General features: G+C 66.5%; 18 protein-coding genes. 11 read left to right on the top strand and 7 right to left on the bottom strand.

Annotated features, from left to right (window positions below; translation table 11 throughout):
- The first annotated feature begins 41 nt into the window (after nucleotides 1-41).
- Entirely contained in the window at nucleotides 42-653 is a 612-nt protein-coding gene (gene lepB / locus KBY88_RS06265) for a signal peptidase I (RefSeq protein ID WP_254939055.1), read from the top strand.
- Nucleotides 654-683: 30 nt separating this feature from the next.
- Nucleotides 684-1,031, top strand: coding sequence for a DUF760 domain-containing protein (locus KBY88_RS06260; protein ID WP_254939054.1), 348 nt, complete (start codon nucleotides 684-686; stop codon nucleotides 1,029-1,031).
- Nucleotides 1,032-1,042: 11 nt separating this feature from the next.
- Here the strand turns inward: KBY88_RS06260 and KBY88_RS06255 are convergent, their stop codons facing one another.
- The 6 genes from KBY88_RS06255 to KBY88_RS06230 form a co-directional block, all read right to left on the bottom strand.
- Nucleotides 1,043-2,221, bottom strand: coding sequence for a DUF4336 domain-containing protein (locus tag KBY88_RS06255; protein ID WP_254939053.1), 1,179 nt, complete (start codon nucleotides 2,219-2,221; stop codon nucleotides 1,043-1,045).
- Nucleotides 2,218-3,069, bottom strand: a complete 852-nt coding sequence (locus KBY88_RS06250) for a metal ABC transporter permease (protein ID WP_254939052.1) — start codon at nucleotides 3,067-3,069, stop codon at nucleotides 2,218-2,220. The genes KBY88_RS06255 and KBY88_RS06250 overlap by 4 nt, the downstream gene beginning before the upstream one ends.
- On the bottom strand, nucleotides 3,069-3,860 hold the full coding sequence (locus tag KBY88_RS06245; RefSeq protein ID WP_254939051.1) for a metal ABC transporter ATP-binding protein: 792 nt from the start codon (nucleotides 3,858-3,860) through the stop codon (nucleotides 3,069-3,071). The genes KBY88_RS06250 and KBY88_RS06245 overlap by 1 nt, the downstream gene beginning before the upstream one ends.
- 4 nt (nucleotides 3,861-3,864) lie before the next feature.
- Nucleotides 3,865-4,818: a metal ABC transporter substrate-binding protein gene (locus tag KBY88_RS06240; RefSeq protein WP_254939050.1), complete on the bottom strand. Its 954-nt coding sequence runs from the start codon at nucleotides 4,816-4,818 to the stop codon at nucleotides 3,865-3,867.
- A gap of 87 nt (nucleotides 4,819-4,905) precedes the next feature.
- Entirely contained in the window at nucleotides 4,906-5,982 is a 1,077-nt protein-coding gene (gene psbA, locus KBY88_RS06235; RefSeq protein WP_254939049.1) for a photosystem II reaction center subunit D1, read from the bottom strand.
- Nucleotides 5,983-6,174: 192 nt separating this feature from the next.
- Complete coding sequence (locus tag KBY88_RS06230) at nucleotides 6,175-7,506, bottom strand: YcjF family protein (RefSeq protein WP_254939048.1); 1,332 nt, start codon at nucleotides 7,504-7,506, stop codon at nucleotides 6,175-6,177.
- 296 nt (nucleotides 7,507-7,802) lie between these two features.
- Between KBY88_RS06230 and KBY88_RS06225 the strand changes: the two genes are divergently transcribed.
- From KBY88_RS06225 to KBY88_RS06210, 4 genes are all read left to right on the top strand, one after another.
- Nucleotides 7,803-8,330 carry a hypothetical protein gene (locus KBY88_RS06225; protein WP_254939047.1) on the top strand — a complete coding sequence of 176 codons (528 nt, stop codon included), beginning with the start codon at nucleotides 7,803-7,805 and terminating at the stop codon, nucleotides 8,328-8,330.
- Nucleotides 8,331-8,357: 27 nt separating this feature from the next.
- Entirely contained in the window at nucleotides 8,358-8,990 is a 633-nt protein-coding gene (locus KBY88_RS06220) for a DUF8668 family protein (RefSeq protein ID WP_254939046.1), read from the top strand.
- Between the two features lie 4 nt (nucleotides 8,991-8,994).
- On the top strand, nucleotides 8,995-10,008 hold the full coding sequence (gene trpS, locus KBY88_RS06215; protein ID WP_254939045.1) for a tryptophan--tRNA ligase: 1,014 nt from the start codon (nucleotides 8,995-8,997) through the stop codon (nucleotides 10,006-10,008).
- A gap of 299 nt (nucleotides 10,009-10,307) precedes the next feature.
- Nucleotides 10,308-10,952, top strand: a complete 645-nt coding sequence (locus KBY88_RS06210; protein ID WP_254939044.1) for a lysozyme family protein — start codon at nucleotides 10,308-10,310, stop codon at nucleotides 10,950-10,952.
- A 43-nt stretch (nucleotides 10,953-10,995) separates the two neighbouring features.
- Here the strand turns inward: KBY88_RS06210 and KBY88_RS06205 are convergent, their stop codons facing one another.
- Nucleotides 10,996-11,418 (bottom strand): DUF2752 domain-containing protein, encoded by a 423-nt coding sequence (locus KBY88_RS06205; protein WP_254939043.1) that lies wholly within the window; start codon nucleotides 11,416-11,418, stop codon nucleotides 10,996-10,998.
- 71 nt (nucleotides 11,419-11,489) lie between these two features.
- On the opposite strand from KBY88_RS06205, the gene thrS reads away from it, so the two are divergent.
- From thrS to KBY88_RS06180, 5 genes are all read left to right on the top strand, one after another.
- Nucleotides 11,490-13,331 (top strand): threonine--tRNA ligase, encoded by a 1,842-nt coding sequence (gene thrS / locus KBY88_RS06200; protein WP_396102660.1) that lies wholly within the window; start codon nucleotides 11,490-11,492, stop codon nucleotides 13,329-13,331.
- Between the two features lie 49 nt (nucleotides 13,332-13,380).
- Nucleotides 13,381-14,397, top strand: a complete 1,017-nt coding sequence (gene glk, locus KBY88_RS06195) for a glucokinase (protein ID WP_254939042.1) — start codon at nucleotides 13,381-13,383, stop codon at nucleotides 14,395-14,397.
- Between the two features lie 53 nt (nucleotides 14,398-14,450).
- The gene (gene thrB, locus KBY88_RS06190; protein WP_254939041.1) at nucleotides 14,451-15,416 is read left to right on the top strand and encodes a homoserine kinase; all 966 of its coding nucleotides are present in this window, start codon (nucleotides 14,451-14,453) and stop codon (nucleotides 15,414-15,416) included.
- 115 nt (nucleotides 15,417-15,531) lie between these two features.
- Nucleotides 15,532-17,109 (top strand): NAD(P)H-quinone oxidoreductase subunit 4, encoded by a 1,578-nt coding sequence (locus tag KBY88_RS06185; protein WP_254939040.1) that lies wholly within the window; start codon nucleotides 15,532-15,534, stop codon nucleotides 17,107-17,109.
- A gap of 86 nt (nucleotides 17,110-17,195) precedes the next feature.
- On the top strand, nucleotides 17,196-19,358 hold the full coding sequence (locus KBY88_RS06180) for a M3 family metallopeptidase (protein WP_254939039.1): 2,163 nt from the start codon (nucleotides 17,196-17,198) through the stop codon (nucleotides 19,356-19,358).
- Nucleotide 19,359: the final 1 nt, after the last annotated feature.

Here is a 19,359-nt window from a genome sequence, read left to right as displayed (position 1 = left end):
ATGCTGAACGGCCTCGTCTCCATGGCCCAGCGCTGCCGTTGATGACCGATTCCGCCCCTGGCACGACCACAAAGGACGAGGCCCGCATCGGCTGGCGCCGCCAGTTGCTCTCGCTCCTGCTCTGGGTCACGGTGGCGCTGCTGCTGCGGACGTGGGTGATCGAGCCGCGCTGGATTCCCTCTGGATCCATGCTGCCGGGCTTGCAGCTCCAGGACCGGATCCTGGTGGAGAAACTGCGGCCGCGGCTTGGGGGGCCGTTGCCCATCGACACGATCGTGGTGTTCAGCCCCCCTGAACCCCTGCTGCGGGCAGGCTACGACCCTGGAGCGGCCCTGATCAAACGCGTGGTGGGCGTGGCGGGCGATGTGATCGAGGTGCGCCAGGGCCAGTTGTTGCGCAATGGCGAAGCGGTGGAGGAGCCCTGGATCAGCGCGCCGATGGCGTACCAGTTGCCGCCTCTGACCGTGCCCGACGACCAGCTGCTGGTGCTCGGTGACAACCGCAATGCCAGCCTCGATTCCCACCTCTGGGGACCGTTGGCCATGGACCATGTGATCGGCACGGCGGTGCTGCGCTACTGGCCCCTCGATCGCCTCGGGACCTTGGGAATCTCCCGCTCCAGCCCACTGAAACCGGCCGTTACCCTGCGGTAGTCTGGATGTGTGCTGCAGAAAACACCGGAGATGTTCAACCCGGAGTTCCTGGCCACGGACAGTGAAGCCATCAGCAGCAACTCGCTGATTCAGTACCTGCAAGACCAGTCTCCCGACGTGCTGCAACGGGTGGCCCGCTCCGCCAGTGGTGACATCCAGGACATCATTCGCCACAACGTCCAAGGCCTGTTGGGCCTGCTGCCCGGCGAGCAGTTTGAAGTGAAAATCCAGGCCAGCCGCGACAACCTGGCTGGGCTGCTCGCCTCGGCGATGATGACAGGGTACTTCTTGCGCCAGATGGAGCAGCGCATGGAGCTGGAGGCAAGTCTTTTCGGGGACGGTGGTCTTGAGGCAGATCCCGGCGAGCTGGAGCTCTAAGCCGGAGCGAATCAGCTGACCTTTGAGCGGTCTCTGGGCGTGGCAGGTACCAGGCCCAGAGCAATGATCCGCTCATCCAGCTCCCGCAGAAACGTCCAGGCTCCAGCCTGGGGACAGGCGCTGGTTTCAATCTGCTCGGCCAGCGTCAGCAGCTGTGGCCCCGCGCAGGGCAGCGGAGCGGCGTGGTGGGCCGGGATTACCCAGCGCAGATCCTGGAGCCCAGCGAGCTCCCTCAGCCAAGCCGCCAGCACGCCCCGCTGACGGGGAAACACCAGCCGCTCCACCACCGGTGCCACCTGCAGGCGGGCTTCACCGCCTGGTCCCAACAACGCCAGAAACGCCTCCTGCCAGCCGTTGCTCCAGCGGAAGGGGTAGAGGCCGAAGTGGCTTCGGGTATCCCTCAGACCCGGCCGCAGCGCGCCACGGCAGGTTTCCAGCAGATTCAGCACCTCCAAGCCCGGCGGGCGCAGGTAGGTGGCGAACAGCACCAACCGCCACCAGCCCTGGCGCCGCTGCTCAGGGCCATCACCCAACGGCTCCTCACCGCGCTCACGGGCATGAAAGAGCAGGGGAGTGGGATCAGCGGTAAAAATCTCCGGCGGCTGCTCCTCTATCGCGAACAGGGCATCGGTGAGCAGCAGGGCACCACTGGCGCGGTGGCAGCAGGCCACCTCACCGAACGAGCCAATGCCCAGATCGAGGGGGCCGAGGGCGCGCCAGTCGAGCTCATCGCCGTGGGGCAGCCCCTGCTCGATCAGCACCCGGGTGCGGCGGGTGGGGAAGCCAAGCCAAGGGAGTGGGAGCCGCAGTGGAAAGCTCCACTGCTGCGGCGCCACCCAGAGCGTGGCCGCCGGAAACGCCCTCACCATCGCAGGTACCGGCAACTTGTGCTCCAGGCCGGAGGTGGTGGGCAGCACGATCGTGAGCACGGGACCATGGCGCTGTTCCAGTTCCCTCAGGGCCTCCCGCACCTCGGCGGTGGGTGCCACGGGGGCGTAAAGCATCAAGCCCTGGCGCAGCTTGAGCACGGTCATCCGGATCGGCACAGCCACGTAGTACAGACCAAGGAGCTGCTCGAAACTCCAGACCTGCCCAGGGATCAGCTCCCTGACCAAGGTACGCCGTCGTCCGTAGGGATAGAGCGGCAGCAGGGGCCACCAAGGCCAACGCTGCTCGCGCCGGGCGCTCATCGCGCCCGGCTCTGGCGCCACTGGGCGAAGAGCCCGTGGCGTGGAGCGAACAGATAACTGAGCACGAACAACCCTGTCTGAACGAGCACGATGCAGCCGGCGGTGGAGGCATCCATCCAGTAGCTCCAATAGACCCCGATCAAGCTGGCGAGCACCGCCGAGGCGATCGCAATCCAACTCATGCGATCAAAGCGGTCCGTGAGCAAAAACGCTGTCGCCCCAGGGGTGACGAGCATGGCCACCACCAGGATGATTCCCACCGTCTGCAACCCAGCCACCGCCGCCAAGGAGAGCAACGAAAGCAGAAGGTAGTGCAGGGCACCCGTGTGGAGCCCGATGGAGCGCGCATGGGTGGGATCAAAGCAGAACAGGATCAGGTCACGACGGAACACCAGCAGCAGCGCCAAGACCCCAGCGCTGATCAGCAGGGTTTGGGCAATGTCGGATGAACTGATCCCCAGAACATTGCCAAACAGAATGTGGGTGAGGTCGATCGTGCTGCGCACCTTGGAAACCAAAAGCAGGCCCAGGGCGAAGAAGCCTGTGAAAACCAGACCGATCACCGTGTCTTCCTTGATGCGAGAGGTCTGCTTGATGAAACCGATCACGATCACCGATCCAACCCCAAAAACGAAGGCACCCAGGGCAAAGGGCAGGTTGAGCGCATAGGCGATCACCACCCCCGGCATCACCGCATGGGAAACGGCATCTCCCATGAGGGCCCAGCCCTTGAGGGTCATGAAGCAGGAGAGAAATCCGCAGACGGCCGCCACCAGAGCGCTCACCAGCAGGGCCCGCACCATGAACGGGTGCTGCAGCGGTTCGATCAGCCAGATCAGCGAATCCATCAAGACTCCTTCTGCGGCCGTGCGCGCTCGACGGCCGCCAACGGGTCGCCGCCAAAGGTGCGGGCCAGATTCTCACGGGTGAACACCGCGGAGGTTTCGCCGTACACCAGGATGGTTTTGTTGATCAGCACCACCTGATCACAAAAGCCCGTGACATGGGCCAGGTCATGGGTGGAAATCAGCAGGGTGCGGCCTTCTTGGCGGAAGCGCTGGAAGAGTTGAACCATGAGTTTTTCGGTGTGAATGTCCACGCCGTTGAAGGGTTCGTCGAGCAGCATCACTGAGGCCCCTTGGGCCAAGGCGCGGGCCAGGAAAGCGCGCTTGCGCTGGCCACCGGAGAGTTCGCCAATCTGGCGCTCGCGCAGGTCCCAGAGGTCCACCTGCTCCAGGCTGGTGCGCACGGACTGATGATCATGGCGGCGGGGCCTGCGCAGCAGATTCATGCCCCCGTAACGACCCATCATCACCACTTCGGCAACGCTCACAGGAAAGTTCCAGTCGACACTTTCCATCTGCGGCATATAGGCCACCGCCTGTTGACGAAGCGCCTCATTGAGCGGCAGATCATTGATCGAGATGCTCCCGCGGGACGGGCGCACAAAGCCCATCAGCGCCTTGAAGAGCGTGGATTTACCCGCCCCATTCATGCCGACCAGCGCGCCGATCGTGCCGGCACTCACCCGCAGCGAAGCGTCATGGAGAGCGACCACACCGTGGTAAGCCACGCAGAGGCCCTGTACGACGATCCGATCGAGTGGGCGGTGGAGGAGATCGGGGCCACGTGCTGCCATGGCTTCATTCTCCCTTCAAGCCGTCCACCAGGAGCCGGGCATTGTGCCGTTGCAACCTCAGCAGCGTCGGTGCCGCACCACCAGGAAGAGAGAGTGAGTCAACGAAGAACGCACCGCCGAAACGGCTGCCGCTCTCCTCAGCCACCTGGCGCTGGGCCTTGTCACTCACCGTCGTCTCACAGAACACGGCCGGAACCCCCCGCTTTCGGACCAGGTCAACCAGCCGAGCCATGCGCTGCGGCGTCACCTGGGACTCGGCATTCACCGGCCAGAGGTAAGCCTCCTGGAGCCCATAGTCGCGGGCCAGGTAAGAGAACGCCCCCTCACAGGTGGCCAGCACGCGCCGCCTGGACGGAATGCGGGCCAGGGAAGCACGCAACTCCAGGTCAAGCCGGCGGAGCTGGGCGCGGTAGGTCTCGGCGTTGCGGCGGTACTCGGCCGCGCCGGCGGGATCGAGGCGAGTGAAGGCGCTGCGGATGTTCTCCACGTAGCGCTCGGCCAGGCGTGGGGACATCCAGGCGTGGGGGTTGGCCCTGCCCCGGTAGGCATCCTCAGCGATGGGCAGCGGCGTGATCCCGTCGGTGAGGGTGACATGGGGAACACCGGGCATGTTGTCGGTGAAACGCCGCACCCAGCGCTCCAGTTCCAGGCCGTTCTCCAGGATCAGCACCGCGCCCGTGCTGCGCTTGATGTCACTCGGCGTGGGCTCATAGCCATGGATTTCAGCCCCGATCTTGGTGATCGATTCCACCCGAAGGCGATCACCCGCCACCGCACGGGCCATATCGGCAAGCACGCTGAAGGTGGTGAGCACCAGGGGCCTCTCCTGACCCCTTAAGCCCGGGAGCTGCGGTGGCCGGTCGGCGCCCCACTGACACCCCCCGAGTCCGACTGAGAGGAGCACGGCGGCAAGTCGGTTGAAGGCCGTCCTGGGGCCCGATGCATGCCGCCTAACCATGGGCGAACGCTAGAGGAAAGCCCCCCTCCGCTGGGAGAGGGGCTGGGGGCCGGATCGCCGTCTTGGGCGATCCGATGGAGCCGATGATCAGCCGATCGCAGGAGCGATCAGCGCCACGGGCAGGGCCTGGCTGGTGGCCAGATCAAGCGGGAAGTTGTGGGCGTTGCGCTCGTGCATCACTTCCATGCCCAGACCAGCGCGGTTCACCACATCAGCCCAGGTGTTGATCACGCGGCCTTGGCCATCGAGGATCGACTGGTTGAAGTTGAAACCGTTCAGGTTGAAGGCCATCGTGCTCACGCCAAGGGCGGTGAACCAGATCCCCACCACCGGCCAGGCCGCCAGGAAGAAGTGCAGGCTGCGGCTGTTGTTGAACGAGGCGTACTGGAAGATCAGGCGACCGAAGTAGCCGTGGGCGGCCACGATGTTGTAGGTCTCCTCTTCCTGGCCGAACTTGTAGCCGTAGTTCTGAGACTCGCTTTCGGTCGTCTCACGCACCAGGGAGCTGGTGACGAGCGAGCCGTGCATGGCCGAGAACAGGCTGCCACCGAACACACCAGCCACGCCGAGCATGTGGAACGGGTGCATCAGGATGTTGTGCTCCGCCTGGAACACCAACATGAAGTTGAAGGTGCCGGAGATGCCCAGGGGCATGCCATCGGAGAAGGAGCCTTGACCCAGGGGGTAGATCAGGAACACGGCAAAGGCCGCCGACAGCGGGGCCGAGTAGGCCACACAGATCCAGGGGCGCATGCCGAGGCGGTAGCTGAGCTCCCACTGGCGGCCCATGTAGCAGGAGATGCCGATCAGGAAGTGGAACACCACCAACTGGTAGGGACCACCGTTGTAGAGCCACTCATCAAGGCTGGCGGCTTCCCAGATCGGGTAGAAGTGCAGGCCGATGGCGTTGCTGGAGGGAACAACGGCGCCGGAAATGATGTTGTTGCCGAAGAGCAGGCTGCCGGCAACGGGCTCACGGATGCCGTCGATGTCGACGGGGGGAGCGGCGATGAAGGCAACGATGAAGCAGGTGGTGGCCGCCAGAAGGCAAGGGATCATCAACACGCCGAACCAACCCACATAAATGCGGTTGTCGGTGGAGGTGACCCACTCACAGAAGCTTGCCCAGCTTCCTGAACGGCCGCTGCGAATAGCGGTGGTCATGGAACCAATGAGGACGGGATGGAAGCCGAACGCTCAGTGCCCCCGAAAAGGCAGAGTTATCCGGCACATCAAGGCTAAGGAGCACCCATGGAGGTCAGGCGCCAACAAAATGAAACTTCCGATCGCTTCAAACAAGTTCACGGGAACTGCGGCCATCTTTATAAAACTTCACTCTCGTAAGCGGTGCCTCCCTCAGGCGCGGCCTGGGGCCATCGTGCCCGCAGCGCCGGCTCCTTGTTGCTGCCACCAGGTGCGGCCCTGCTGCAGGAAAGCCACCCAATCGAGCTTCTCGGTCTCGGCCGCCCGGGCCACCAACAGCGGTGCCTGGCGCCGCACCTGTTCAAGATCCGTCGCCTCCACCCCCACCGAAAGCGCCAGCACATCCGCCATCGCATGGCTCACCACCCGGGTGAGATAGGCGGCGCTCAGGGCCTGGATCGCCCCACCTACCAGCCAGGTGGCGCCGTGCAACTTGATCAGGCCGGCCAGCGCCTGGGTGCTCCACTCCACCAGGCCCAGGGCCAGTGCCGCCTTACCCAGCTCCAGGGCGGTCTCCCTGAGCTGGTCGCCCGTCCAAGGGCAATCCCAGAGTTCGGCCATCTCCTTGAGCATCAAGCCATTGGCGATGCCGAGCACCAGCAGATCGACGCTGGGGAGCGGCGCTGCGAAAACACCCGCGGCCACCACCCATTGGGTGCGCTGCTGCAGTTGCTTCCAGCGCCGCCGCCGCACCGTTTCGAGATCGGCCTGCAGCCGGGCGTGGAACTGACGCAGGCAGCGGAGTTGCGTCGCTTCCAGCTGGCAGCGTCCCGGTTCTCCCAGACGGCGGCGCAGGGGCTGCAGTGCGGCCTCAAGGGACGGCGCTTCGCCGTCCCAAATCAACAGGTGCCTGCCCAGACCCTCAGGCAATTGGGCGAGCAATTCCTGGTGCAGCGACCCAGCGATGTCGTTGGCCCCGAGCTCCACCAGCAGCCCCAAGGGTTGTCCAGCGGGCAGCGACTCGAGCCAACGCAGGTCGGCGGCCTGCAAGGGCAGGCTCAGGCGGTAGAGGAGTTGATCGCACTGAAGACAGGCGGCCGGCCAGAGCCAGTGGGCACTGGCTCGAGCCAGGGGCGCGGTGCTGTGGAGGCGAATCGGCATGGATCCCTTGAGGGCGCTGGCCAGGGCAGCCATCAACGCCGCGTTCGGAACTTCCAAGCCCACCAAAGCCACCTCCAGGGCGCTGCGCTGCTGCCGTTGGCGCAGCCCCATGAGTTCGCAGCGGTGATCATCCAGGCCGGGATGGTCCCCGGCCTCCAGCCGGCTGAACTGCTCGAGCAAACGCTCGCAACGCTCGATCCAGGCCGCGCTCGTGCGCGGCATCGGCAACCGGGGCGTCGGGCGGCGCCCGGAAAGCAGCCACCAGCCGGCCGCAACTGCCCCGAGCGGCAGCACTGCTGTAAGGGGTAGGTGGACGGCATCGGTGACCACCCAGCCCCCTGCCAGCGCCCCGGCCAGCGGCCACCAGCGGGGCAGGCGCGACAAGGGTGGGGCCAGTACGGGAGTCAGGGGGGCGGCAGGAGACGTCAAGGACAGGCCGCAGATCGCTGCATCTTTAGCTCAGCTCCTGGGGGCTGCCCAGACGTGCGCCTGCACTGACACCATCACCACTGGGATCGAACCTGGGCCATAGGCTGGGCGAACCTTGCGGTTGCCCATCCGCCCATGGCCCAACTCAACGGGGGGGGCAAGCCATCTCTGCACGGCCGATCAGGCGGAAATCGCCCAGGATTCTCCTGCAGGCACCGGCCTTGGTGGTGCCGCTGGCCCCGCGGGGGACCATGGCTGAGCCTTTGATCATCAGCGGATCGCTGCTTCCCCTCGAGCGCCAGCGCCACAAGGCAAGGGAGCAATGGGCTCTGGTGGAGGGTTCCGAGCGCTTCCATGGCGCCTTGCCGGTGCTGTTGCTGAATCGCTGCTGGCTGCGGCTGGAGGTGGTGGCGGTGGCGGAGCTTGCCCAACGGTTTCCTCCCGATGCCAGCGCCGAGGCTCCGGAACTGGTGCATTTCCGTGCGCTCCGGGCCGAAGGCCTCGGGATGCTCGCGGCGGAGGAGCGCTGCTGGGATGAATTCGGTCGCCAGGCCTGTCAGGAGGCCTTGCTGCGCTATTGGCGAGCCCAGGACCGGGGCCACCAGGGCTGGACCCTGGAGCGCTACCTCGCCCTGCTGGCCGCCTACCGCCAGACGTTCGAGGCGCCGGAGGGGGCGGCCATGCCCCTGATCGTGCTGGCGCGACCAGGCCCTGGGGAGTGCCATCACCTCCATTGGCTCCGTCAGGCTTCGACCCCCATGCGTCACACTTGCGCCTGAGTCCAGGTTGCGGCAATGGCCGACGAGATGAGTTCCATCCAAGCCCAGGAAGGGAATGAAGGGCATGAGCCCGGCGGCCAGGAGGCCGAACCAACTGGCCACGGCCGCGTGGCCGGCGAGCGCAAGGTCATTGAGCGCAGTTCCGGCGAAAGGGGAAGTGGTGAGCGCGGCGGGGCCCGCGGCGGCGAGCGTGGGGGGTCCGGGCGGGAACCCGGTGGCTTCCGCATCCGTTTAAGCGACAACGAACTGCGCGCCGCCCAGGTCGTTCAGGAGGCCTTCCAACTGCGCTCCACCGTGGCGGCACTCGGCCTCTCGATCCGCACGGTGGCTCAGTTGCTGGAACAGGGCCAACTCGACGCGCTGGTGGCCCAGCACCGCGCTGGCGGTGGTGGCCTGAATGCCGGTGGTGGTAGTGGCGGTCGGCCCGAAGGCGGCCAACGCCGCGCTCCCCGCAGCGAGCGCGGCGGCGAAGGTCGGGGTGAGCGCCCCTCCTCGAAGCCCAATCCTTTTGCGCGGCCCAGCCGCCCGGCCCCGGTAAGCGAGCCGCCCCAGCCGCCAGCAGAACAGCCCGAAGCAGAACAGCTTGAGGCCGACCAGCCCCCTGCCGATTCAGCCGCTGAGCCGATCAGCAGCGAAGCCGAGAGCCCCAACGAGGGCTGAGCGGATGGCACGGCCCAGGGTTCTCTCCGGTGTCCAACCCACCGGAGCCCTTCATCTCGGCAACTGGCTGGGGGCGATCCGCAACTGGGTGGAGCTGCAACAAGACCACGACACCTTTTTCTGTGTCGTCGATCTGCACGCGATCACCGTGCCCCACGATCCAGCGGTGTTGGCGGCGGACACCCGGCGCACGGCCGCCCTGTACCTGGCCTGCGGCATCGACCCTGACCGCTCGACGGTGTTCGCCCAGAGCCACGTGAGTGCCCACAGCGAGCTGTGCTGGCTGCTCAACTGCGTGACGCCCCTGAACTGGCTGGAGCGGATGATCCAGTTCAAGGAGAAAGCGATCAAGCAGGGCGACAACGTGTCGGTGGGCCTTCTGGATTACCCGGTGCTGATGGCCGCCGACATTCTTCTCTACGACGCCGACCTGGTGCCGGTGGGGGAAGACCAGAAGCAGCACCTGGAATTGGCCCGCGACATCGCCCAGCAACGCATCAACAGTCGTTTCGCCCCCGAAGACGCGCCCCTGCTCAAAGTGCCCAACCCCTTGATCCTCAAGGCCGGCGCCCGGGTGATGAGCCTCAGCGACGGGCGCAGCAAGATGAGCAAGAGCGACCCCAACGAGGGCTCTCGCATCAACCTGCTGGATCCGCCCGAACTGATTGTCAAGAAGATCAAACGCGCCAAGACCGATCCGGTGATGGGCCTGGCCTTTGACCACCCGGAGCGCCCCGAGGCCGACAACCTCCTGGGGCTCTACGCCCTCCTGGCTGGCCTCAGCCGCGAGCAGGCCTCGGTTGACTGTGGCGCCATGGGCTGGGGGGCCTTCAAACCCCTTCTGGCTGACGTTGTGGTGGAAGCGCTGCGTCCGGTGCAGGAGCGCTATCGCTCCCTGGAAACGGAAGCGGGTTTCATCGATCAGGTGCTGCGCCAAGGCCGGGAGCGAGCCAGCACGGTGGCCGTGGCCACCCTGGAGCGCGTGCGCAAGGCCCTGGGCTTCCTGCCCGCCGCCTGATTCGCACAACCGGCGGCTTTTTCGGGCTCGCGCCACCCCTGGGGTCCTGATCGCGCCCAGCGCCACTGATCAGCGCCACTGATGGTTCAGCCTGAACAGACACCTGGGGGTGCGGTGGATTCTTGGCGCCCATGAAGCACCCAGGCCCCTGTCGTCCCAATGGTCTTGCACGGGTCCGGCCCTGAAGGGCTTGACACCCGCACAGCGTGTCGCATTTGTCCAGTTCGGTTGAGGCGGTCTCGCCCTCGGGTACCGCCAACCGTCAGCGTTTGCACACCGCTGCGTGCCTGTTGTTGCCCATGCGTCTGTTCCCCAAGTTGTCTGGGCCCGCAGCTCTGCTGCTGGCCCCCCTGGTACTGGGCCCCCTGGTGTCGGCGGCCCGATCGGAGCGCCAGGCGCCGCTGGGCCCCATGGCCAAGCCCACGGCAGCGTTGGTGGCCCAGCGACCTGCACCAGCCCGTTGGTTGGCGCCCTATGTGGTCACCCCGGAGCGCAAAGCCCTGCTCAACACCATCCGCTATGCCGAGGGAACCTGGAGCCGCGGGAGTGCCAAGGGCTATCGCATGCTCTACGGCGGTGAGCTGGTGTCCTGTCTCAAGGCCCACCCCGACCGCGTGGTGGTGCGGGGCTACGCCAGTGCCGCCGCCGGTGCCTACCAGTTCATGCCCGACACCTGGAACGCCGCCGCGGGATCCTTGAAGCTCAAGGGCTTTGGGCCCGCCAACCAAGACCAGGCGGCCCTCTACCTGGTGGATCGCAGCGGTGCCCTGGGCGCGATCGACCGCGGCCGACTCACCCCCGATCTGATGGCACGCCTGGCCCCCACCTGGGCCTCCTTCCCTAACCGCTCCGGCGCCAGCGTCTACGGCCAACCCGTCCATCGCGGGGACGAACTGGCCCGGTTCTATGCCAGCAACCTGGAGCAGATCCGCGCCACCAGCTGAGCGCCGACCGGGCGATCCCGTAGGCAACACCAGGCCATAGAGATCAACCTGCGGGAAAGGACAGCAGCTCGAAACCATGGCTTCCCAGCAGCCGCACCAGCCAATAGATCAGCAGGCCCAGGGCCAACGCCAGCCCAAGCCGGCCCCAGGACCAGCGGGGCAGTGGACGGCCCAGCACCCCCTGGACCAGGGCCAGCCAGAGCCCGCCGGCCACCAGCGGCGGGCCAAACAGATGCAGCTCCAGCGCCTCACCCAGATCCCCGTGCAGGGATGCCAGGACTGAACGGGTCAAGAAGCAGGTGGGACAGGGGATTCCGGTGAGCGCCCTCAGGGGACAGCCGGGCAGGGGCAACGGCAACCCGCGGCTGCGCGCGGCCAAGGCCACCATCACAGCCAACGCGCTCCACCCGAGCTGACGGAAGCCCGGGGCAGGACGGCGGCGCTGGGGGGCAACGGCTGGGCTCAAGCGCGGGCCAGAACGGAAAGGAACAGGCTCTTACAATGGCTCCCCCCGGGGATGTGAACGTGTCAGCAGTGGTGGCAGGGACGGTTCCAGAACGGCAACCCAGCGCCCACCTGCCGGCCAGCATTGATCCCCAGGCGATCCAACTGCCCAAAACCAGCGAAAGTGCGCAGCTGTTGCGCATCCGTCACTCCATGAGCCACGTGCTGGCGATGGCGGTGCAAACGCTCTTCCCCAGGGCCCAGGTCACCATCGGCCCCTGGACCGAAACAGGTTTCTACTACGACTTCGACAACCCCGAACCCTTCACCGAGGCTGATCTCAAGGCCATCAAGAAGGAGATGGGCAAGATCATCGGGCGGCGGCTCCCCCTGGAGCGCCTCGAGGTGAGCAGGGAGGAGGCCGAGCGCCGGATCAGCGCCCAGAACGAGCCCTACAAACTGGAGATCCTGGCCGGTCTCAAGGAACCGATCACTCTCTACACCCTTGGGTCTGAGTGGTGGGATCTCTGCGCCGGCCCCCACGTGGCCCACACGGGTGAGCTCAACCCCAAAGCCTTCGAGCTTGAAAGCGTGGCCGGTGCCTACTGGCGCGGCGATGAGACCAAGGCCCAGCTCCAGCGGATCTATGGCACCGCCTGGGAAACCCCCGAACAGCTGGCCGAGCACAAGCGCCGCAAGGAAGAGGCCCTGAGGCGGGACCACCGCCGTCTGGGCACGGATCTCGATCTGTTCTCGATCGAAGACGAGGCCGGCGCTGGCCTGGTGTTCTGGCACCCACGGGGTGCCCGCATGCGCCTTCTGATCGAGGAGTTCTGGCGCGAAGCTCACTTCGCCGCCGGCTACGAGCTGCTCTACACCCCCCATGTGGCCGACCTCAGCCTCTGGAAGACCTCCGGCCACCTGGATTTCTACAAAGAGAGCATGTTCGGCCCGATGGACGTGGACGAGCGTCAGTTCCAGCTCCGTCCGATGAACTGCCCGTTCCATGTGCTCACCTACGCCAACACCCTGCGTTCCTACCGGGAACTGCCGATCCGCTGGGCCGAACTGGGCACGGTGTACCGCTATGAGCGCCCGGGGGTGATGCACGGGCTGATGCGCGTGCGCGGCTTCACCCAGGACGACGCCCACATCTTCTGCCTGCCGGAGCAGATCAGCGATGAGATCCTCGGGGTGCTCAACCTCACTGAGACGATCCTCTCCACCTTCGATTTCCACTCCTACGAGGTGAATCTCTCCACCCGTCCGGCGAAGTCGATCGGGGAGGATGCCGTCTGGGAGCTGGCCACCCAGGGCCTGGTCGATGCCCTTGAGCGCAAGGGCTGGAACTACAAGATCGATGAGGGAGGCGGCGCCTTCTATGGCCCCAAGATCGACATCAAGATCGAGGATGCCATCGGCCGGATGTGGCAATGCTCCACGATCCAGCTGGATTTCAACCTGCCCGAACGCTTCGCTCTTGAGTATGTGGCCGCCGATGGCAACCGGGCCCAGCCGATCATGATCCACCGGGCGATCTTCGGCTCCCTGGAGCGATTCTTCGGAATCCTGGTCGAGAACTACGCCGGGGATTTTCCTTTCTGGCTGGCGCCCGAGCAGGTGCGACTCCTCCCGGTCACCGATGAGGTGCTCGGCTTTGCCGAATCCGTGCTGGCCAGGCTCAAGGCCGCCGGTGTGCGCGCCAGCCTCGATCGCAGTGGCGAGCGCTTGGGCAAGCTGATCCGCAACGGCGAGCAGCAGAAGATTCCTCTGCTCGGGGTCCTTGGCGCCGCTGAAGCTGAATCGGGCAGCGTCAACCTGCGCAGCCGCCGCCAGGGGGACCTGGGCACGGTGGCGGTGGCTGATCTGATCGCCGCCGCCGCCAGCGCCAACGGCCAGCGAGCCCCTGGTCTCGATCTGGCGACCGCCTCCTGAGGCGGCCCGCCTGAATCCCGATCGGCCTGAGCCCCTCGTGCAGCCCACCATGACCACCCTCCTGGCCGGCGACGTCGGCGGCACCAAGACGCTTCTGGCGCTCTACACCAGCGGCCCGGAGGGGCTCGAAGCGTGGCACGCCGAGCGCTACCGCTCCGCGGACTGGGGCGACTTCGCCGTCCTGGTGAACCACTTCCTGCACCAGGCAGCTCGGCTCCATCCCCATCTGGCCCAACCACGGGCGGGCTGCCTGGCGATCGCCGGTCCAGTCCAGGCGGGCAAAGTGAAGCTCACCAACCTGCCCTGGGACCTGGAGGAGGCGGCGCTGGCCCAGAGCACCGGAATCGAGCGCCTGGAACTGGTGAACGATTTCGCCGTGCTGATCCATGGCCTGCCCCATCTGGCGGACCACCAACAGGTCGACCTGCGCTCGGGCCTGGTGGTGGCGGGAGCCCCCGTGGCGATCCTGGGTGCGGGCACCGGCCTGGGGGTCGCCATCGGCGCCCAGGGCCCCCAGGGTCTCCTGGCCCTGGCCAGCGAGGCGGGCCATGGCGAATTCGCCGCCCGCAGCCCGCAGGAATGGGAACTGAAGCGCTGGTTGCAGGCCGAGCTGGGCCTGGAGCGGCTCTCGCTCGAACGTGTCGTCAGCGGCACCGGTCTCGGTCTGGTGTTCCGCTGGTTCGTGGCCTCCCGCCAGTTCCAGGGCCGCCATCCGCTGGCCCCCGCCGATCCGGCCCAGCAGGCGCAGGATCTTCCGGCGGCCGTGGCAGCGGCCGCCATCTCAGGAGATCCCCTGGCCAGCGAGGCCCTGAACCTCTGGCTGGGGGCCTATGGCTCGGCGGCCGGGGATCTCGCCCTGCAAACCCTCTGCCGCGGTGGGCTCTGGCTTGGGGGGGGCACGGCAGGAAAGCTCTTACCCCATCTGCGCTCGCGGGCCTTCCTCGGACCCTTCCTGGCCAAGGGACGCCTCAGTGCCGTGCTGGAAACCATCCCCGTGCGGGCGCTGATCGATCCAGAGGCTGGGCTGTTCAGCGCCGCCTGCCGGGCCCGAACTCTGCTGGGCTGACGTCGTCCCTGGGCCCCGGAGGGTGGGACACTGTCTCGAACAGCACATAGGTCATGACCCGGCCCCAGATCGGCCAGGGGGTCGTCGTGGATGTTCCAGCCACCACCGCGAACATCGGGCCGGGATTCGATTGTCTCGGAGCCGCCCTCGATCTCAACAACCACTTCGAGCTGCGCTGCATCGAAGGCCATGGAGAGCACTTTGACCTGATCATCGAAGGGAGTGAAGGCTCCCACCTGCGCGGTGGCCCCGACAACCTCGTTTATCGCTCGGCCCAGAGGGTCTGGAAGGAGGCGGGCGAAATGCCCGTGGCCCTTGAAGCGCGGGTGCGCCTGGGGGTGCCGCCAGCCCGGGGGCTGGGCAGCAGCGCCACGGCGATCGTGGCCGGATTGATCGGGGCCAATGCCCTGGTGGGCGAACCCCTCAGCAAGGAAAAGCTTCTGGAACTGGCGATTGACATCGAGGGCCACCCCGACAACGTGGTGCCCTCGCTGCTCGGCGGCCTCTGCATGACCGCCAAGGCGGCCTCGCACCGCTGGAGGGTTGTGCGCTGCGAGTGGTCCGAGGAGGTGATGGCGGTGGTGGCGATCCCCACGATTCGCCTGTCCACCAGCGAGGCCCGGCGGGTGATGCCCAAGGTGATTGCGATCTCCGATGCGGTCACCAACCTGGGCTCGCTCACGCTGCTGTTGCAGGGTCTGCGCACGGGGAACGGCGACCTGATCGCCGACGGCATGCACGACAAACTGCACGAGCCGTTCCGCTGGGGTTTGATCCAGGGGGGACGGCAGGTGCGCGAGGCGGCGATCAAGGCAGGGGCCTGGGGCTGCGTGATCAGCGGCGCCGGTCCGAGCCTGCTGGCCCTCGCCCCCCGCGGCACGGCCGAGGTCGTCAGCCGGGCGATGGTGCGCGCCTGGGAGAGCGAAGGGGTGGCCTCCCGCGCCTCGGTGCTGAGCCTGCATCATGCTGGAAGCCGCTGGGCGCCCGCCCCCCACCGGCACGGCCCCACGGCGCCCTGAGCCAATCGCAATAGCTGAGTAGTTGTACTCAACTATTGCCAGCCAACTGATACATTCGGCCCGTCCTGACCTGGCCTGTGTGGTTGGGCCTCACCTCCACCCGTAACCCCGCTGCATGGACGCCAATCTGCCCCTGTCGGCCGCGTCCAGCCTCTTTGGCTCCAGCTTCCCCTGGCTCAGCCTGATCGCGCTCTTGCCGGCGGGAGGTGCCCTGTTGATGCCCTTCCTGCCGGGAGATGGCACCGATCCTCGCGGCCCACGCACCGTCGCCCTGGTGGTGCTGCTGGCCGACCTGCTGCTCATGCTCTGGGTGTTCAGCCAGGAGTACGACGGCGGCACCAGCGGCCTGCAACTGGTGGAACGCCTGCCGTGGGTGCCGCTGCTGGGGCTGGAGTGGTCCCTGGGGGCCGATGGTCTCTCCACCCCCCTCGTTGTGCTCAGCGGCCTGGTCACCCTGCTGGCGGTGGCCGCGAGCTGGAACATCAACCGCAAGACCCAGCTCTATTTCGGTCTGCTGCTGCTCCAGGCCTCGGCCCAGTCACTGGTGTTCCTCTCCCAGGACTTCCTGCTCTTTTTCCTCGCCTGGGAACTGGAACTGGTGCCGGTCTATCTGTTGATCGCCATCTGGGGCGGCCAGGCACGGCAGTACGCCGCCACAAAATTCATTCTCTACACAGCCACCGCCTCGCTGTTGATCCTGATCAGCGGTCTGGCCCTGGCGCTCGGCGGTGACACCTTCACCCTCAACCTTCAGGAACTGAGCCAACGCTCCTACGCCGGCAGTTTCGGAATTCTCTGTTATCTCGGATTCCTGGTGGGCTTCGGCGTCAAGCTGCCCATCTTCCCGTTGCACACCTGGCTGCCCGATGCCCACGGCGAAGCCAACGCCCCGGTGTCGATGTTGCTGGCCGGGGTGCTGCTGAAGATGGGGGGCTATGCCCTGCTGCGCTTCAACGTGCAGATGCTTCCCGACGCCCATGTGGTGCTGGCGCCAGCCCTGATTGTGCTCGGCATCGTCAACATCATCTACGGAGCGCTCAATGCCTTCGCCCAGGACAATGTGAAACGCCGCATTGCCTGCAGTTCGGTGAGCCACATGGGCTTTGTGCTCCTGGGCATCGGGGCCGTGGACAGCCTCGGCCTCAGTGGGGCGATGTTGCAGATGATCAGCCATGGCCTGATCGCCGCGGCCATGTTCTTCGTGACCGGAGTGTTCTACGAGCGCACCAAGACCCTCTCGATTCCCAACATGGGGGGACTGGCGAAGGTGCTGCCGATCACCTTTGCCTTCTTCCTCACCAGTTCCCTGGCCTCCCTAGCCCTACCCGGCATGAGTGGTTTCATCAGTGAAATCACGATCTTTCTTGGGGTCACCAGCAACGCCGGCTTCACCACGGGATTCCGCGTGATCACCGTGCTGCTGGCGGCAATCGGCCTGGTGCTCACCCCGATCTACCTGCTCTCGATGTGCCGGCGGGTCTTCTTCGGCCCCAGGATTCCTGCGCTGGCGGTGGTGGGTGACATGAATCCCCGCGAACTGGTGATCGGGCTCAGCCTGCTGGTGCCCACCCTGGTGATCGGCTTCTGGCCCCGGGTGGCCATCGACATCTATGAGGCCTCCACCACCGCCCTGGCCGGAGACCTGGCCAGTCATGCCCAGATCGCCCTCGGCCGGATCTCCGCCCTGGGCTGAACCACGGGGAGTGCTGACGCTCCGCTGGAATGGGGCAAACCGGCTGGCCGCTTCCCCGGCAGCAGATCAGCCCGAGGCTTGCAGCGATGATCTCCAGTTCCGATATCTCCGTTCCCTGCGCCGCCCCAGAGGCGACCGCCGCACCGCTGCTGAAAGGCCACGGACTGCCCGACTTCAGCGCCATCTCCACCACCCAGGTGAATGAGGGCGTCCCCCTGCTGCTGGAGGGTCTCGACGCCGATCTCACCGCCCTGGAGGAGAGCCTCGACACCCGGATGGAGGGCCAGGAGGTCCTGGACTGGCACGACGTGTTCGATCCACTCCATCGCATCGGTGAACGGCTGCGCTGGAGCTGGGGGGTCGTCAGCCACCTCAATGGGGTCTGCAACTCCAGCGAACTGCGGGAAGCGCACCAGCGCCAGCAGCCGGCCGTGGTGCGCTTCGGCAACCGTCTCGGCCAGAGCCGGGCCATCTACCTGGCCCTGGCACTGCTCAAACTTCAAGACAGCGAAGAGCCCCTCGATGGCACCCGGCGTCGCATCCTGGAGGCGGAACTGCGGGACATGCGCCTGCGCGGCGTGGGGCTCAAGGGCGAAGAGCAGGAGGCCTTCAATGCCGCCAACCAGGAGCTGGCGGAGCTCTCCACCCGCTTCGGCAATCAGTTGCTGGATGCCACCAACGGCTGGTCGCTCACCCTGCGCACGCCTGAAGAGGTGGAGGGCCTACCCGCCAGTCTTCTGGAGCTGCTGGCCCAGGCCGCCCGCGAGGCCGGTGACACCGCTACGGGCGGCAGCGAGGCCACGGCCGAGACCGGCCCCTGGCGCCTGGGGCTGGACTTCCCACGCTTCGGTCCTTTTCTCAAGTACAGCCGGCGGCGCGACCTGCGCGAGCAGGCCTACAAGGCCCATGTGAGCCGGGCCGCCAGCGGCGAGCACGACAACAGCCCCGTGCTCGAGCGAATTCTGGAGCTGCGTCAACTCCAGGCCCAGCGCCTGGGTTACGCCAACTGGGCCGAGGTGAGCCTGGCCTCGAAGATGGCCGACTCGGTGGCCTCCGTGGAGGCGTTACTGGAACAGCTGCGCGTCGCAGCCCTGCCGGTGGCCAACGTTGAGCTCAAGGCCCTCGCTGCCCTGGCGGCCGCCGAAGGCGCGCCGGAGGCCAGCGATCTCAAGCCCTGGGATGTCAGTCACTGGGCCGAGAGGCTGCGTCAGCGCAGCTTCGATCTCGACAGCGAAGCGCTGCGGCCCTGGTTCCCGCTGCCTCGGGTGCTCGATGGGCTGTTTGCCCTCTGCGGCAGGCTCTTCGGCCTCCAGATCGAGTCCGCCGATGGCGAAGCCCCGATCTGGCAGGGAGATGTGCGCTACTTCCGGGTCAGCGATGCGGCCACGAACACGCCAATGGCGGCCTTCTACCTGGATCCCTACAGCCGGCCCGGCAGCAAGCGGGGCGGCGCCTGGATGGACGATTGCCTGGGGCGCTCGCTTGCCCCGGATGGCACGCCGGTGCTGCCGGTGGCCTACCTGATCTGCAACCAGAGCCCGCCGGTGGGAGACACCCCCAGCCTGATGACCTTTGAGGAGGTGGAGACCCTCTTCCACGAGTTCGGCCATGGGCTTCAGCACATGCTCACCACCGTCGAGCGGCCCCAGGCGGCGGGCATCAACAACGTGGAATGGGATGCGGTCGAGCTGCCCAGCCAGTTCATGGAGAACTGGTGCTACGACCGCGCCACCCTGCTGGGCATGGCCCGCCATTGGCAAACGGATGAGCCCCTGCCAGAAGACGTCTTCCGCAAGCTCAAGGCCGCCCGCACCTTCATGGGTGGTTGCGCCACCCTGCGCCAGGTGTTCTTTGCCCTCACCGACCTGCGGCTTCACAGCCAATGGCAGAGCGGCAGCGACCGCAGCCCCGAGGATCTGCGTCGGGAGATCGCCCTCAGCTCCACGGTGCTGCCCCTGATCCCGGAAGACGCCAGTCTCTGCTCCTTCGGCCACATCTTCGCCGGGGGCTATGCCGCCGGCTACTACTCCTACAAGTGGGCCGAGGTGCTCAGCGCCGATGCCTTCAGCGCCTTCGAGGAGCTGGGCCTGGAGAACGACGACGAGATCCGCGCCACCGGACGACGGTTCCGCGAGACGGTGCTCAGCCTCGGTGGCAGCCGCAGCCCTGCAGAGGTGTTCGCCGACTTCCGGGGCCGTGAGCCCTCAGCGGAGGCGCTGATCCGCCATTCGGGGCTGCTGCTGAGCTGAC

It is taken from the genome of Cyanobium sp. Morenito 9A2 (assembly GCF_024345575.1).
In the GTDB taxonomy this organism is placed as follows: domain Bacteria; phylum Cyanobacteriota; class Cyanobacteriia; order PCC-6307; family Cyanobiaceae; genus ATX-6F1.
Note: the sequence above shows the minus strand (reverse complement) of the source record. Positions and strands in the feature narration are given on the sequence as shown.